The organism is Streptomyces antibioticus (assembly GCF_002019855.1).
GTDB classification, from domain to species: domain Bacteria; phylum Actinomycetota; class Actinomycetes; order Streptomycetales; family Streptomycetaceae; genus Streptomyces; species Streptomyces antibioticus_B.
The window spans coordinates 1,956,381-1,971,873 of sequence record NZ_CM007717.1; the positions used below are offsets into that span (position 1 = coordinate 1,956,381).

Annotated in this window: 12 protein-coding genes and 1 tRNA gene; 7 read left to right on the plus strand and 6 right to left on the minus strand. The window is 72.7% G+C overall.

Annotated elements, in window-relative coordinates; all coding sequences use genetic code 11:
- Positions 1-52 precede the first annotated feature (52 nt).
- Positions 53-769 carry a hypothetical protein gene (locus AFM16_RS08690; protein WP_030797364.1) on the minus strand — a complete coding sequence of 239 codons (717 nt, stop codon included), beginning with the start codon at positions 767-769 and terminating at the stop codon, positions 53-55.
- A gap of 47 nt (positions 770-816) precedes the next feature.
- Between AFM16_RS08690 and AFM16_RS08695 the strand changes: the two genes are divergently transcribed.
- On the plus strand, positions 817-1,005 hold the full coding sequence (locus AFM16_RS08695) for a DUF5703 family protein (protein WP_030381515.1): 189 nt from the start codon (positions 817-819) through the stop codon (positions 1,003-1,005).
- 87 nt (positions 1,006-1,092) lie between these two features.
- On the opposite strand, the gene AFM16_RS40455 is transcribed toward AFM16_RS08695, so the two are convergent.
- The 3 genes from AFM16_RS40455 to AFM16_RS08710 all read right to left on the minus strand — a co-directional run bounded on the left by AFM16_RS40455 (position 1,093) and on the right by AFM16_RS08710 (position 3,837).
- Positions 1,093-1,959 (minus strand): chaplin, encoded by an 867-nt coding sequence (locus tag AFM16_RS40455; protein ID WP_030797367.1) that lies wholly within the window; start codon positions 1,957-1,959, stop codon positions 1,093-1,095.
- Positions 1,960-2,147: 188 nt separating this feature from the next.
- Entirely contained in the window at positions 2,148-2,381 is a 234-nt protein-coding gene (gene chpH, locus AFM16_RS08705; RefSeq protein ID WP_030797370.1) for a chaplin ChpH, read from the minus strand.
- A 130-nt stretch (positions 2,382-2,511) separates the two neighbouring features.
- Positions 2,512-3,837 carry a M20/M25/M40 family metallo-hydrolase gene (locus AFM16_RS08710; RefSeq protein WP_030797373.1) on the minus strand — a complete coding sequence of 442 codons (1,326 nt, stop codon included), beginning with the start codon at positions 3,835-3,837 and terminating at the stop codon, positions 2,512-2,514.
- A gap of 228 nt (positions 3,838-4,065) precedes the next feature.
- Between AFM16_RS08710 and AFM16_RS08715 the strand changes: the two genes are divergently transcribed.
- Together AFM16_RS08715 and AFM16_RS08720 are read left to right on the plus strand one after the other, a co-directional pair.
- Positions 4,066-4,153: transfer RNA gene (locus AFM16_RS08715), tRNA-Leu, on the plus strand.
- A gap of 210 nt (positions 4,154-4,363) precedes the next feature.
- A complete protein-coding gene (locus AFM16_RS08720) occupies positions 4,364-7,117 on the plus strand; it encodes a SpoIIE family protein phosphatase (RefSeq protein WP_030797375.1) in 2,754 nt (917 codons plus the stop codon).
- Positions 7,118-7,144: 27 nt separating this feature from the next.
- Here the strand turns inward: AFM16_RS08720 and AFM16_RS08725 are convergent, their stop codons facing one another.
- Positions 7,145-8,023 carry an ABC transporter substrate-binding protein gene (locus tag AFM16_RS08725; RefSeq protein ID WP_245177665.1) on the minus strand — a complete coding sequence of 293 codons (879 nt, stop codon included), beginning with the start codon at positions 8,021-8,023 and terminating at the stop codon, positions 7,145-7,147.
- Positions 8,024-8,332: 309 nt separating this feature from the next.
- On the opposite strand from AFM16_RS08725, the gene AFM16_RS08730 reads away from it, so the two are divergent.
- The 3 genes from AFM16_RS08730 to AFM16_RS08740 all read left to right on the plus strand — a co-directional run bounded on the left by AFM16_RS08730 (position 8,333) and on the right by AFM16_RS08740 (position 14,109).
- Positions 8,333-12,202, plus strand: coding sequence for a Pls/PosA family non-ribosomal peptide synthetase (locus AFM16_RS08730; RefSeq protein ID WP_078632961.1), 3,870 nt, complete (start codon positions 8,333-8,335; stop codon positions 12,200-12,202).
- Between the two features lie 118 nt (positions 12,203-12,320).
- On the plus strand, positions 12,321-13,661 hold the full coding sequence (locus AFM16_RS08735; protein ID WP_030797381.1) for a M1 family metallopeptidase: 1,341 nt from the start codon (positions 12,321-12,323) through the stop codon (positions 13,659-13,661).
- Positions 13,662-13,692: 31 nt separating this feature from the next.
- Positions 13,693-14,109, plus strand: a complete 417-nt coding sequence (locus AFM16_RS08740) for a YchJ family protein (RefSeq protein WP_030797383.1) — start codon at positions 13,693-13,695, stop codon at positions 14,107-14,109.
- 7 nt (positions 14,110-14,116) lie between these two features.
- Here the strand turns inward: AFM16_RS08740 and AFM16_RS08745 are convergent, their stop codons facing one another.
- Positions 14,117-14,818 carry a FadR/GntR family transcriptional regulator gene (locus tag AFM16_RS08745; protein WP_030797385.1) on the minus strand — a complete coding sequence of 234 codons (702 nt, stop codon included), beginning with the start codon at positions 14,816-14,818 and terminating at the stop codon, positions 14,117-14,119.
- Between the two features lie 128 nt (positions 14,819-14,946).
- Here AFM16_RS08745 and AFM16_RS08750 point away from each other — a divergent pair, with 128 nt between their 5' ends.
- A complete protein-coding gene (locus AFM16_RS08750) occupies positions 14,947-15,471 on the plus strand; it encodes a gluconokinase (RefSeq protein ID WP_030797387.1) in 525 nt (174 codons plus the stop codon).
- Positions 15,472-15,493 lie beyond the last annotated feature (22 nt).

Consider the following 15,493-nt stretch of genomic DNA (forward strand, 5'->3'; position numbering starts at 1 on the left):
GCGGCCGCCGGGGGTGTCGTCCCCGGCGGCCGCCGCCCTCTGTCTGTGCCCGTCAGCGATCCGCGTCCAGCGGTTCCAGGTCCTCGTCCTCTTCCAGCTCGTCCAGATCGGCTTCGAGGTCCCCGTCGTCTGCCTCGTCCGTGTCGTCCCCGTCGTCCGCCTCGTCGTCGAGGTCGTCGTCGAAGACCGCGCTCACGTCGAAGCGGCAGATCACCCGCTCCGGGTCGGCCTGGTCGAAGGGCGCCTCCAGCCACTCGCCGGGGTCGGCGGGTTCGTCGGCCGCCAGCACCCACAGCGTGGAGTCGCCCTCCTCCAGGCCGAACTCCTTGTGCCGGGAGGCGATCTCGTCCGGCTCGAACTCGCCGAACAGGATGCCCAGGGCGCCGTGCACCGTGCCGGCCACCTCCGCGCCCCCCTCGTCGTCCGCCGCCTCGATCCGCTGGGCCTGGGCCAGCAGCCGCTGCGGCTCCGCGACGGCGTAGTCCCGGCGCAGCAGCACGCTCACCGCGTTCGGCTCCTCCGGTCCCGCGTAGGGCGGCAGGTCCTCGGTGCCGGGGATCTCGAAGGGCGTGACCTCGTCGAAACGGTCGTAGAGCAGCTCGTCGTACACCTCGGCGGCCGCGGCCAGCTCGTTGAACGCCTCGTAGACGCCCGGGTCGTCCTCCCCCGTCCTGCGTTCGACCGCCGCCAGGTGACGGTCGAGCGCGGTCTTGACCGCCTCGGCGGCGGCACGTACCTCGGCAGCGGTGGGCTGCGCAGCATCAGACATAGTGCAGACGCTATCCGTACCGGGCCCCAGCCCGCACAATAGATGCGATGCCGGAATACGAATTTGTCGACGTGTACGTACCGCGCGGGGTCTCCCGCAAGGAGGCGACACGACTGCTGACCGACCATGCCGAGTACGGACACTGGGAGTTGCACCGCCTCAGCCTGATGCGTGACGGCAGCCGCAGGGTGCGTCTGCGACGGCGGATCATCCGCCAGGCGCGCGCCACGTGGTGAGACGAGTCGACACATACGGAATCGACACATACGGAGCGGGCCCCGCCGACGCGGGGCCCGCTCCGTCGTTCACGCGGTCGCGCGAGGTCACGCGGCGGGCCGCGCCTTGCGGTAGAGCAGGGCGCCGGCGAGCAGCGCGCCCGCGCCGGTCGGCAGGGCGAGGCCGAGGGGCAGTTCGCTGCCGGTCTCGGCGAGTTGCGGGGCGGCGACGGTCCGGTTCTGGCTCACGGTGTGGGCGGGCGTCACCTGCTGCGGGGCGGCCGGGACGCCCTCGGGCACGGTCGGGCTGGACTGGCCGGGGGCCTGGTGGCCGGGGTTCTCGTGGCCGCGGACGGGCGGCTTGCCCGGGTGACGGTCCCGGGGGACGTCGCCGTTCGCGCAGTCGTTGCCGAACGTCGGGTTGAGGATCCCGACGACGTCGATGCTGTTGCCGCAGACGTTGACGGGCACGTCGATCGGCACCTGGACGTTGTTGCCGGAGCCCACGCCGGGCGATCCGCCGGTGTGTCCGCCGGCCTGCGCGCCGGAGCCGCCGTGACCGCCATGGCCGCCGTTGCCGCCCCGGCCCCCGTTCCCGCCCTGGCCGCCGTGGTTGCCGCTGCTGCTGCCGCTGTGCTGGCCTTGACCGTGGCCCTTGCCCTGGCCCTGGCCCTGGCCCTTGTGGCCGCCGTGGCTCCTCTGATCGCCGCCGTAGCCGCCCGAGCCTCCCCCGCCCTTGTTGGCACAGGAGTTGCCGAACGACGGGTTGAGGATCCCGACGACGTCGATGGTGTTGCCGCACGCGTTGACCGGGACGTTGACCGGCGCCTGCACCGAGTTGCCGGACAGCACCCCGGGCGAGTCCGTGGCGGCGCCGTTCGCCCCGGAGTCGGCGTGGGCGTAGCCGCCCGCGGCGGCGATCACCCCCGTCGCCGCCGCCACGGTCATAAGCCTTTTGCGGGTGACGTGTCGCATTGCTGAATCCCTGCTTTCCTTCTGGTCCTCTGGTCCTCGGCCCGAATTCCCCGCATCATTACAGCTCTTGGTTCGGTTCGAGCCGTTCGAGTTTTCGGCCATTCCTTCGGAAAAGAGCCGTCGGCCCCGGAGCGCATGGGGAGCGCTCCGGGGCCGACGGTGTGGACGACCCCTCTAACGGGTCGACGTCACTTGTTGACGCAAGCGTTGCCGAAGGCGGGGTTCAGCAGCCCGATCACCGAGATCGTGTTGCCGCAGACGTTCACCGGGACGTGCACCGGGACCTGGATCACGTTGCCCGACAGGACGCCCGGGGAGTGCACCGCGGCACCCTGGGCACCGGCGTCGGCGACGGCCATGCCCGCGCCCGCGAGAACCAGCCCACCAGTGGCAGCCGCAGCAGCGACGACCTTCTTGATCATTATTCCTCCTTGTTGGCAAAAGCGGTCCGCATCAGCCGACCGCAACACCAGTAACGAGGAGGAATTAATGAGGCTACGCGCTTATCGGCGCATTCACTCTTCCCAGTAACGACCGTACAGGCGCCCGAATTCAGGACGCGTCGATGAACCGGTCGAGGACCCGGACGCCGAACTTCAGACCGTCCACCGGCACCCGCTCGTCGACCCCGTGGAACATGCCCGCGAAGTCCAGCTCCGGGGGCAGCTTCAGCGGGGCGAAGCCGAAGCCGCGGATACCGAGGTCGTCGAAGGACTTGGCGTCGGTGCCGCCGGAGAGCATGTACGGGATCGCCTTGGCGGTCGGGTCCTCGGCGAGCAGCGAGGACTGCATGGCCTCGACGAGCGCCCCGTCGAAGGAGGTCTCCAGCGCCTTGTCGGAGTGCACGTCCTCGCGGCGCACCTTCGGGCCGAGGATCCGGTCGAGGTCGGCGAGGAACTCCTCCTCGTGGCCCGGCAGGAAGCGTCCGTCGACGTGCGCGGTGGCCTCGCCCGGGATGACGTTGACCTTGTAACCGGCGCCGAGCTGGGTGGGGTTGGCGGTGTTGCTCAGGGTGGCGCCGATCAGCTTGGCGATGCCGCCGAGCCGGGCGAGCGTCGACTGCATGTCCTCCGGGTCCAGCTCGGTGCCGAGGGCGTCGCCCAGCTCGTCGAGGAAGGCCCGGGTCGTCTTGGTGACCCGCACCGGGAAGGTGTGGCGGCCGAGGCGGGCGACGGCCTCGGACAGTTCGGTGATCGCGTTGTCCCGGTGGATCATCGAACCGTGGCCGGCGGTGCCGGCGACGGTCAGCTTCATCCAGTGCATGCCCTTCTCGGCCGTCTGGATCAGATAGAGCCTGCGCTCCTCGCTGACCGTGAAGGAGAATCCGCCGACCTCGCTGATCGCCTCCGTGACGCCCTCGAAGAGGTCGGGGTGGTGGTCGACCAGGTGGCGGGCGCCGTAGGTGCCGCCGGCCTCCTCGTCGGCGAGGAAGGCGAGGACGATGTCGCGGGGCGGCCTGCGCCCGGAGCGCAGCCGGTCGCGGACGACCGCCAGGGTCATCGCGTCCATGTCCTTCATGTCGACGGCCCCGCGCCCCCACACGCAGCCGTCGGTGACCTCGCCCGAGAAGGGGTGGTGGGTCCAGTCGTCGGCGTTGGCCGGGACGACGTCGAGATGGCCGTGGATGAGCAGCGCGGGCCGGGACGGGTCCTCGCCCTCGATCCGGGCCACGGTGGAGGCGCGCCCCGGGTGCGATTCGAAGATCTTGGGTTCGAGCCCGACCTCGGCGAGCTTCTCGGCGACCCACTCCGCCGCCTTGCGCTCGCCCGGGCCCGAGTGGTCGCCGTAGTTGCTGGTGTCGATCCGGATCAGCTCGCGGCAGAGGTCCACGACCTCGTCCTCACCGGTGACGCTCCTGCCCGTGTCCGTCGCGCTCACGCTGTTCCTCCCGCTGTCACTGCTGGTGGCCCCCGGAGCCGTGACGCACGGCGACCGGGTCTTCCCTCATCCTCCCCCGCCGTGTCCCCCTTCCCAAGAGCGGTCCCCGCCCGTCACACGCCGTTCACGCCGACCGCGCCCGGGCCGGTCGGTGTGATCGGGCACCCCGGAAAGCCTGGTAATGTTTACGACGTCGCCGCGGGGGAAACCCCACGCGACAGACACCTTGTCCGGGTGGCGGAATGGCAGACGCGCTAGCTTGAGGTGCTAGTGCCCTTTATCGGGCGTGGGGGTTCAAGTCCCCCCTCGGACACCAGCGGGAAGATCCGCGAGATCGTCCCCGATCCTTTCATGAATCGCCGGTGAGTCGTATGACTCACCGGCGATTCGTTGTTCCGGGAGGCGTCCCGAGCCCGCCCCGAGGCCGTCCCTGCCCCCTCCCCGCCCGTCCGGCCGCTTCTGAGCCGCGCCGTTCGGGCAGGTCACCGATACTGAGGAAATGGGCAGACTCGGGCGATATGCCCCAGTGAGCCGGCAGGACGACCGCGCACCGCCGCCGGCCGGGCCGCCGGGCGCCGGTCCGACGGCCCGTCACCCCGCGGCCGGACGACGCCGGCTGTCGTGGCGCAGGCCGCGCAGCGTCGCCGGTCAGGTCTTCCTGCTGCAACTGGTGGTCGTCCTGCTGCTCATCGCCACGGCCGTGACGGTGCTCGTGATCCAGGACCGCAGCCGTGCGATCCAGGAGGCCGGCGACCGGTCCCTGGTGGCGGCCGAGTCGTTCGCGAACGCGCCGGGCACGGCGGAGGCGATGCAGAGCGACGACCCGACGGCGGCGCTCCAGCCGCACGCCGAGGCGGTGCGCAAGAAGACGGGCGTCGACTACGTCGTGGCGCTGAGCCCGTACGGCTTCCGCTGGACGCATCCGGACCCGGACCAGATCGGGAAGCACGTCTCCACGTCCTACGGTGAGGCGCTGGAGGGCGAGCCCCACCAGACCACGTTCGACAGCAGTCTGGGCAAGGCGGTCGACTCGACGGTGGCCGTCTTCGACGAGAAGGGCGACGCGGTCGGCCTCGTCACCGTGGGCGTCACGGTGGACAAGGTGACCAGCGTGGTGCAGCACCAACTGCCGGTGATCTTCGCGGCCGGCGGTGTCGCGCTGCTGCTGGCCGCGGGCGGATCGGCGCTGGTCAGCGGACGGCTGCGGCGGCAGACGCGGGGCCTGGGCCCGGTCGAGATGACCCGGATGTACGAGCACAACGACGCGGTGCTGCACGCCGTCCGCGAAGGCGTGATCATCCTGGACGCCGACGGCAGGCTGCTGCTCGTCAACGACGAGGCGCGCCGGCTGCTCGCCCTGCCGGCCGAGACCGAGGGCAAGCCGGTCACCGGGCTCGGGCTGAACCCGGCCCTGGCCGCGCTGCTCGGGTCGGGCCGGGCGGCCACGGACAAGGTCTTCCTGGCCGGGGACACCCTGCTCGCGGTCAATGTGCGGCCGGTGGGTCACAAGGGCGGCAGCGTGGCCACCCTGCGGGACACCACCGAGCTGCGCGCCCTCGCCGGCCGGGCGGACGTGGCGGGCGGGCGTCTGCAACTGCTCTACGAGGCCAGCACCCGGATCGGCACCACCCTCGACATCCGGCGCACCGCCGAGGAGCTGACCGAGGTGGCGGTCCCGCGGTTCGCCGACTTCGCCACCGTCGAGCTGGTGGAGCCCGTGCTGCACGGGGGTGAGCCGACGGGGGCGAGCACGGAGATGCGCCGTGTCGCGTCCGCGGGCATCCTCGGCGACGCGCCCCTCAACCCCGTCGGGACGCTGCTGCGGTACGTGCCCGGCAACCCGGTGGCCACCGGGATGACCACCGGCCGGCCGGTGCTGGTGGCGGACCTCTCCGTCGCCGACGGCTGGCAGGCCCAGGACCCGGAGCGGGCCCGGCGGGTCGTCGAGTACGGCATCCACTCCATGATCTCGGTGCCGCTCCAGGCGCGGGGCCAGTTGCTGGGGATCGTGGAGTTCTGGCGGTCGGAGCAGGAGCCCTTCGAGGCGGACGACCTGTCCCCCGCCGAGGAACTCGCCACCCGGGCGGCCGTGTGCATCGACAACGCGCGCCGCTACACCCGCGAGCACACCACGGCCGTCACCCTCCAGCGCAGCCTGCTGCCCGGCACGTTCCCGGAGCTGTCCGCCCTGGAGGTCGGGCACCGGTATCTGCCCGCCCAGGCGGGGGTGGGCGGCGACTGGTACGACGTCATCCCGCTGCCGGGGGCCCGGGTGGCGCTGGTGGTCGGTGATGTCGTCGGGCACGGTCTGCACGCGGCCGCGACGATGGGCCGGCTGCGGACCGCGGTGCACAACTTCGCCGCCCTGGACCTGCCCCCGGACGAGCTGCTGGCGCACCTGGACGATCTGGTCGCCCGGATCGACCAGGACGCGGCGGCCGAGGGCAACACCGAGGCCGTCAGCGGTGCCACCTGTCTGTACGCGGTCTACGACCCGGTCTCCGGGCGGTGTGTGCTGGCCCGGGCCGGTCATCCCGGTCCGGCGCTGGTCACGCCCGACGGCGCCGTGACCTTCCCCGAGATCCCCGTCGCGCCGCCGCTCGGCGTGGGCGGCGGGCTGCCGGTCGAGACGGCCGACCTGCGGCTCGCCGCCGGCAGCCGGCTGGTCCTCTACACCGACGGCCTGGTGGAGGCCCGGGGGCGGGACATCGACGTCGGGCTCGGCATGCTGCGGGAGGTGCTCGCCGAGACGTACGACGACGACCTGGACGACACCTGCCGGACGGTGCTCGACGCGATGCTGCGCGCCGGGTCGGGCGACGACGTCGCGCTGCTCGTCGCGCGCACCCGGCTGCTCGACCCGGACCAGGTCGCGGAGTGGGAGGTGCCCGACGATCCGGCGGCCGTCCCCCGGATCCGCGCCGAGGCCACCCGCAGGCTGGAGGCGTGGGGGCTCGGCGAGGCCGCGTTCACCACCGAGCTGATCCTCAGCGAACTGGTCACGAACGCCATCCGGTACGGGGCGAGCCCGATCGGTCTGCGGCTGCTGCGCGACCGCGACAGCCTGATCTGCGAGGTCGCCGACGGCACCAGCACCTCCCCGCATCTGCGCCGCGCGGCCTCCACCGACGAGGGGGGCCGCGGTCTGTTCCTCGTCGCGCAGTTGTCCCGCCGGTGGGGCACCCGGTACACCGACCGGGGCAAGATCATCTGGGCGGAGCAGGCGCTCGACGCGGGCGCGGCGGGAGATCTGAGCGGACTGCTCCTTGCGGACCTGTGAACCGCGGCGGGAGCCCTCGGGACACGCTCAGGAGTTGTCGTCCACCGTGAAGTACGGGATCTTGGCCGGGTCCCGGCCGAAGGCGGCGCCGAGGTAGACGGCCGACAGCTTGGCGAGCGTCCCGTCGTCGATGAGCTGCCGGATGATCCGGTCCAGTTCGTCCCGGTCGGGCGACCCCTTCGGGTACAGGGCGCCGTAGCCCTGGTCGGTCCGGTACTGGCCCACCAGGCTCACCCGGCTCTCCTGCTTCTGGGGGTACGCGAGCAGGATGGTCGTGTCGTGGACGACCGCGTCGATCCGGCCGTCCTCCAGCGCGGTGATCATCTCGGGGTCGTTGGCGAAGGCGGTGACGGGCCGGGTCGGCTTGATGCGGTCCTTGACGAACTCCTCGCCCGTGGTGCCCTCGGCCACGCCGATGCGGACGTCCCGGATGTTGTTCTGGTCGATCTTCTCGCCGTCCCTGATCAGCACGCCGAGGGTCGAGGAGAGGTAGGGCGGGGAGAAGTCGGCGACCTTGCTCCGTTCCGGGGTGATGGTGATCTGCGCCAGGGCCAGGTCGAAGTCCGAGGTGCGGCCGGACACGACCTGCGGGAAGGGGGCGTTCAGGACCTTCACCCGGTCGAGTCCGGAGCGGTAGGCGATGTTGGCGGCCATGCAGTACTCGTAGCCGCTCTTGACGGTGTCCGCGGTGTCGCCGTTCCACCAGCCGGGCGCGGGCAGCGTCGTCTTGACCGTGAGCGCGCCCGCCGTCTCGGGCGTCAGATGGAACTCGCCGTACTGTCCCGAGACGGGGCAGTCGCCGTAGTGGGCGTTCGACGACTTCGAGCCGTTCTGGTCGCACGCCGATGTCGCGACGATGAGCGCCACACCGACAGCCAGAGAGACGATCGCTGCCGCGGCGCGCATCATTGCACCTCCGGTAGGGGCATACTCCTTGAGTCACCATAAATCACCCCGAACCAAATGACTGCCGGAACCCTTGGTGTGGCCGATGTCTCCCTGGCCCCGTTCCGTGCGAAGGTCGCGCAGGTCACGGTGGGCGCACGGCTCGTCACGGGTCCCCCGGACGGGTCCGTCCGGTGGCTGCCGCAAAGGGACGTCCTTAGCGTCGTACTAAAATTTCCGGCTTGTTACGGAGCCGGCCCGGACAACCCCAGGCAGACCTGCGGGCCCGCCGGCGCCCCGGAGGCTTCCGGGATCGAGACGCGAGGACCGATGGCAGCCATTGACGAGAGCAGTGCTCTCGGCCTGCTCGACGACGACATCCGCGTACAGCTCGGTGACACGGCACGTTTCTCCGGCGGCCCCGCCGCCTCCCCACGGACCCTGGTCGACGTGTTCGACGCGTCCGTGCGGTCGTACCCGGACGAGTGGGCCCTGGACGACGGCACCACGCCCCTGACCTACCGGGCGCTCGCGGTGGAGGTGGAGCGGCTCAGGGGCCGGCTCGCCGCCGCCGGGGTCGGCCTCGGCGACCGGGTGGGGGTGCGGGTGCAGTCCGGCACCAACGATCTCTACGTGGCGATCCTGGCCGTGCTCGCGGCCGGCGCCGCCTATGTCCCGGTCGACGCCGAGGACCCCGACGAGCGCGCCGAGCTGGTGTTCGGCGAGGCCGGGGTGCGGGCGGTGATCGGGGCCGGGCACGGGATCGCCCCGACCCGGAGCGCGGCGGAGGGCCGGGAGAGGGCCGGGCGGCCCGGGGTCGAGCACGACGCCTGGATCATCTTCACCTCCGGTTCGACGGGGCGGCCCAAGGGTGTCGCCGTGAGCCATCGCAGCGCCGCCGCGTTCGTGGACGCCGAGGCCGCGCTGTTCCTCGCCGAGGAGCCGATCGGGCCCGGCGACCGGGTGATGGCCGGGCTGTCGGTGGCCTTCGACGCCTCCTGCGAGGAGATGTGGCTGGCCTGGCGGCACGGCGCCTGTCTGGTGCCGGTGCCCAGGGCGCAGGTCAGGAGCGGCGCGGACCTCGGTCCCTGGCTGGTGGAGCAGGAGATCACCGTCGTCTCCACCGTGCCGACCCTGGCCGCGCTCTGGGAGCCCGAGACCCTCAACGACGTCCGGCTGCTGATCTTCGGCGGTGAGGCGTGCCCGCCCGAGCTGGTGCAGCGGCTGGTGACCGAGGGGCGGGAGGTGTGGAACACCTACGGGCCGACCGAGGCCACCGTGGTCGCCTGCGCCGCGCTGATGTCGGGCGCGGAGCCGGTGCGGATCGGGCTGCCGCTGCGCGGCTGGGAGCTGGCCGTCGTCGACGAGGCCGGGGAGCCGGTGCCGTTGGGCGGCAGCGGTGAGCTGGTGATCGGCGGGGTCGGGCTCGCCCGGTACCTGGACGCCGGGAAGGACGCGGAGAAGTACGCGCCGCTGCCCTCGCTGGGCTGGGAGCGGGCGTACCGCAGCGGTGACCTGGTGCGGGCCGACGCCGAGGGGCTGGTGTTCCTGGGGCGGGCCGACGAGCAGATCAAGCTCGGCGGGCGGCGGATCGAGCTGGGTGAGGTGGACGCGGCGCTCCAGGCGCTGCCCGGGGTCGCGGGGGCCGCGGCCGCCGTACGGACCGCGCGCGGCGGCAATCAGTTGCTGGTCGGGTATGTGGTGACGCAGGACGGCTGGGACCGGTCCGCGGCGGTGGAGAAGCTGCGCGCCGAGCTGCCCGCCGCCCTGGTGCCGCTGCTCGCGCCGGTGGCGGAGCTGCCGACCCGGACCTCGGGGAAGGTCGACCGCGACGCGCTGCCCTGGCCGCTGGAGGGCGTGGAGGCCCCGGGCGAGCGGTTGTACGGCACCGAGGCGTGGCTCGCCGAGCAGTGGACCGAGGTGCTGGGCCTCCCGGTCGGCTCGGCCGGCGACGACTTCTTCGCGATCGGCGGCGGCAGTCTGGCCGCCGCCCAGCTCACCACCCGGCTGCGCACCCGCTATCCGGCCGCCGCCGTGCTGGACGTCTACCAGCAGCCGACCCTGCGCAAGCTGGCCCGCCGGCTGGAGGCGTCGGTGCGCGAGGCGGGCGACCGCCGGACGGTGGCGCCGGTGCCGAGACGGGCGCAGCTCGTCCAGCTCCTGGTGCTGGTGCCGCTCGCCGCCCTGCTGGGGCTGCGCTGGTGGGTCGCACTGGCCGTGCTGGGCAACCTGCTGCCCGGGTACGCCTGGCTGCCGACGGCGCCCTGGTGGCTGCTCGGTGCCGGTGTACTGCTGCTGTTCACTCCGCCCGGGCGGATCGCGCTCGCGGCGGGCGGGGCGCGGCTGCTGCTGCGGGGTGTGACGCCCGGACGGTATCCGCGGGGCGGGTCGGCGCATCTGCGGCTGTGGGCGGCCGAGCGGCTGGCCGAGTCCACCGGGGCGACCTCGCTGACCGGGTCGTGGCTGGAGCGGTACGCGCGGGCGCTGGGCTGCCGGATCGGGCCGGACGTCGATCTGCACTCGCTGCCGCCGGTCACCGGGCTGCTGAAGCTGGGCCGGGGCGCCGCCGTCGAGTCCGAGGTGGATCTGTCCGGGTACTGGCTGGACGGCGACCGGCTGGAGATCGGGGCGGTCAAGGTGGGCGCGCACGCCGTCGTCGGCACGCGCAGTCTGCTCTTCCCGAGCGCCCGCGTCGGCAAGCGGGCCGAGGTGGCGCCCGGTTCGGCGGTCACCGGGCAGGTCCCGACCGGGCAGCGCTGGGCGGGCGCGCCCGCGGTCAAGCTCGGCAAGGCCAAGCGCAACTGGCCGAAGGAGCGGCCCGGGCGCGGCCGGTACTGGCGGGTGATGTACGGCGTGACCGGCGTCGCGCTGAATCTGCTGCCGGTGGCGGCGGCCGGGGCCGCGCTGCTGGTGGCCCGGGTGTTCGTCACCCCCGGTCTCGGGCTCGGCGGGGCGCTGCGCGGGGCGGTTCTCGCGCTGGTCCCGGCGACGCTGGCCTACGGGCTGGCGTACGCGGTGCTGCTGCTGGCCGCCGTACGGCTGCTCAGCGTCGGGCTGCGGGAGGGCACGCATCCCACGCACGGCCGGGTGGGCTGGCAGGCGTGGACGGTGACGCAGTTGATGGACCGCTCCCGCGAGACGCTGTTCCCGCTGTACGCGGGGCTGGTCACCCCGCTGTGGCTGCGGCTCCTCGGGATGCGGATCGGGCGGGGCGCCGAGGTGTCGACGGTGCTGGCGCTGCCGAGTCTGACCACGGTCGGCGAGGGCGCGTTCCTCGCGGACGACACACTGACCGCGCCGTACGAGCTGGGGGGCGGCTGGGTGCGGATCGGGCGGGCGGAGATCGGGCGGCGGGCGTTCCTCGGGAACTCGGGGATGACCGCGCCGGGCCGGTCGGTGCCGGACGGCGGGCTGGTCGGGGTGCTGTCGGCGACGCCGAAGAAGGCGAAGAAGGGCAGCTCCTATCTGGGGCTGCCGCCGGTGAAACTGCCGCGGAGCGCGGCCGACGGCGACCGGAGCCGCACCTACGAGCCGCCGGCGCGGCTGCTGTGGGCGCGGGCCCTGGTGGAGCTGTGCCGGATCGTGCCGGTGTTCTGCTCGGCGGCGCTGGCCGTGCTGACGGTGGCGGCGCTGTGCGCGCTGGGCGGCTGGGCGCCGCTGCTGGGCGGCCCGGTGCTGCTCGGGGCGGGTGCGGCGGCCGGGGCGGTGTCGGTGGTGGCGAAGTGGCTGCTGGTGGGGCGGCACCGCGCCGGGGAGCATCCGCTGTGGAGTTCCTTCGTGTGGCGCAACGAGCTGGCGGACACCTTCGTCGAGGTGCTGGCCGTGCCGTGGCTGGGGGCCGCCGTGCCGGGGACGCCGGTGACGGCGGTGTGGCTGCGCGGGCTGGGGGCGCGGATCGGCCGGGGGGTGTGGGTGGAGAGCTACTGGCTGCCGGAGGCCGACCTGGTCACCCTGGAGGACGGGGCGACGGTCAACCGGGGCTGTGTGCTCCAGACTCACCTCTTCCACGACCGGATCTTGCGGACGGATACTGTGGTCCTCCGTGAGGGTGCCACGCTGGGCCCTGGCGGGATCGTGCTGCCCGGCAGCACGGTCGGGGCCCGTACGACGCTGGGTCCCGCGTCGCTCGTCATGGCCGCGGAGTCCGTCCCGGACGACACCCGGTGGCTGGGCAACCCGATCGAGGCGTGGCGCCCCTGAGAGCGGGCACCCCGGACCCGGCGGGCGGTGTGCCGACGGACGGTGTGCCGACGGCGGGTGGGTCGACGGCGGGTGGGTCGGCGGCGGTTGGAGCACAGCGCAGGGAGCGGACGCGGAAGTGGCAGTGCAGCAGTCAGTGGGTCCGGACCCGTACTTCCCGGACAACGGCGATCCCCGGTACCGGGTGCATCGCTACGAACTCACGCTGGACTACCGGCCCGGCCCCAACCGGCTCTCCGGCACGGCCCGGATCAACGCGATCGCGGGCCGGGCGCCGCTGCCCGAGTTCCAGCTCAACCTGGCCGACTTCCGGATCGGCCGGGTCCGGGTGGACGGACGGCAGGCGAACTACACCCACCGCGGCGGCAAGCTGCGGGTGCGGCCCGCGAAGCCGCTGCGCGCGGGGGCCGCGTTCACCGTGGAGATCCACTGGTCGGGCAATCCCAAGCCGGTGTCCAGCCCCTGGGGCGGGCTCGGCTGGGAGGAGCTGACGGACGGCGCGCTGGTGGCGAGCCAGCCGACCGGCGCGCCCTCCTGGTTCCCCTGCAACGACCGCCCCGCCGACAAGGCGACCTACCTCATCTCGATCACCACGCCTTCGGCGTACTCGGTGGTGGCGGGCGGCCGGCTGCTGACCCGCACCACCAAGGCGTCCACCACGACCTGGGTGTACGAGCAGGCGGCGCCGACGTCGAGCTATCTCGTCGGGCTGTCGATCGGCAAGTACCAGACGGTGCTCCTCGGCGATCCGGGGCTCGGCGGGGTGCCGATGCACGGGCACATCCCCGCGCATCTGCTGCCGCAGTTCTCCCGGGACTTCGCCCGGCAGCCCGCGATGATGGACCTCTTCCAACGGCTCTTCGGGCCCTACCCGTTCGACGAGTACGCCGTGGTCGTGGCCGACGAGGAGTTCGATGTCCCCGTCGAGGCCCAGGGGTTGTCGCTGTTCGGCGTCAACCATGTGGACGGGGCCCGTGGTTCGGAGCGGCTGGTGGCGCACGAGCTGGCCCACCAGTGGTTCGGCAACAGCGTGTCGATCGCCGACTGGCGGCACATCTGGCTGAACGAGGGCTTCGCCAAGTACGCGGAGTGGCTGTGGTCGGAGCGCTCGGGCGGCCGGACCGCCCAGCAACTGGCCGCCGCCGCCCACCGGTTGCTGTCCGGTCAGCCGCAGGACCTGCGCCTCGCCGACCCCGGCCGCAAGTCGATGTTCGACGACCGGCTCTACGAACGCGGCGGCCTCACCCTGCACGCGCTGCGCTGCGCGATGGGCGACGAGCCGTTCTTCCGGATGCTGCGCGCCTGGGCAGGCCTGCACCGCGGCGGCGCGGTCTCCACCGCCACCTTCCGCTCCCACGTCGCCCGTCACGCCGACGACCCGCTGGACGGCCTGCTGACGGCGTGGCTGGACCGGCCCGAACTGCCGCCGCTGCCCACGCAGGACGCGCGGGTGGCGTAGCCCGCGGGCCGCTCTCGGCACAATGGTGGGCATGTCACGACGTACCCGCCGTCCCGTCTCCTCCTCCGCCGCCGCCTCGAAGGCCGGGCTCTCCTGCCCCTGTGGTCTCCCCCGGGCCTACGACGACTGCTGCGGGCGGTATCACTCGGGGGCTGCGGCTCCCACGGCCGAGGCGTTGATGCGGTCGCGGTACTGCGCGTTCGTGAAGGGGGACGTCGGGTATCTGGTGCGGACCTGGCATCCGCGGACCCGGCCGGAGGGGCTGGAGCTGGATCCCGGGACGCGGTGGACGGGGCTGGAGGTGCTCGCGGTGGACGGCGGGACGGCCTTCCACACGAACGGCACGGTGGAGTTCCGGGCGTCCTACCGGGGCGGCGCCCTGCACGAGGTCAGCCGTTTCGAGCGGGTGGACGGGGCCTGGGTGTACGTGGACGGGGAGCACCGGTAGGGCCGGTTCAGGGGGCCAGGATGTCGAGTTCCTGGAGGGCACCGGCGGTGATCTGGCGGGTCAGGGCCTCCGCGCGGGCCGGGTCGCCCTCCCGGACGGCCTCGGCGAGGTCGACATGGAGGGTGACGGCGGCCGGGTCGGGGTCCTCGAACATGACCTCGTGATGGGTGCGGCCGGTGAGGACCTCGGCGACCACGTCCCCGAGGCGGGCGAACATCTCGTTGCCCGAGGCGGTGAGGATCACCCGGTGGAAGGCCACGTCGTGCAGGAGGTAGCCCTCCAACTGGTGGCCGCGTGAGTGGGCGACCATGCCCAGCGCGCATTCGGTCAGCTCGGCGCACTGCGCCGCCGTGGCGTGCCGTGCGGCCAGACCCGCGGCGACCGGTTCGATCGCGGAGCGCAGCACGGTGAGCGAGCGCAGTTGGTGCGGGCGGTCGGCGCCGGCCAGCCGCCAGCGGATGACCTGGGGATCGTAGACGTTCCACTCGGCCTTGGGGCGGACGGTGACGCCGACCCGGCGGCGCGACTCGACCAGGTGCATGGACTCCAGGACGCGGACCGCCTCGCGCATCACGGAGCGGGAGACCTCGAAGCGCTGGGCCAGTTCGTCGGTGCGCAGCACACTGCCCGGCGGGTACTCACCGGCGGTGATGGCGGGGCCGAGTGCTTCCAGTACATGGCCGTGCAGACCTCGGCCCGGAGTGGTCATGCACTCAGAGTACGGGGTGCGTCACCCCGCTAAAAAGTCAGACTTATATGTCACACACTCTTGAATAGTCGTACCTAATGCGTTTCAGTGGCGTCGACATCAGGTGTCGACAGGACAGCGAGGTAGTGATGCACACCCCCCACGTCGTCGTCGTGATGGGCGTCGCCGGAACGGGCAAGACCACGGTCGGTCCGCTGCTCGCCGCCCGGCTCGGCGTCCCCTACGCCGAGGGCGACGAGTTCCACCCGCCGGCCAACATCACCAAGATGTCGGCGGGCATCCCGCTCGACGACGCGGACCGGCTGCCGTGGCTGGACGCCATCGGCGGCTGGGCGCAGGAGCGGACCGGGCTCGGCGGGGTGGTCAGTTGCTCGGCGCTGAAGCGGTCCTACCGCGACCGGCTCAGGGCCGCCGCCCCCGGACTGGTCTTTCTGCACCTCAGTGGCTCCCGGGAGCTGATCGAGGACCGGATGGGGCACCGTCGGGGCCACTTCATGCCGACCGCCCTCCTGGACTCCCAGTTCGCCACCCTCGAACCGCTCACGGCGGACGAGGCGGGCGTCACCGTCGATGTCACCGGCGGCCCGGAGGAGATCACCGCCCGTGCCGCGGGCGCGCTCGGCGATCTTCCCGAACCCGAACCCGTCGGGTAACCCCCCACGCCCTCCCCCGTCC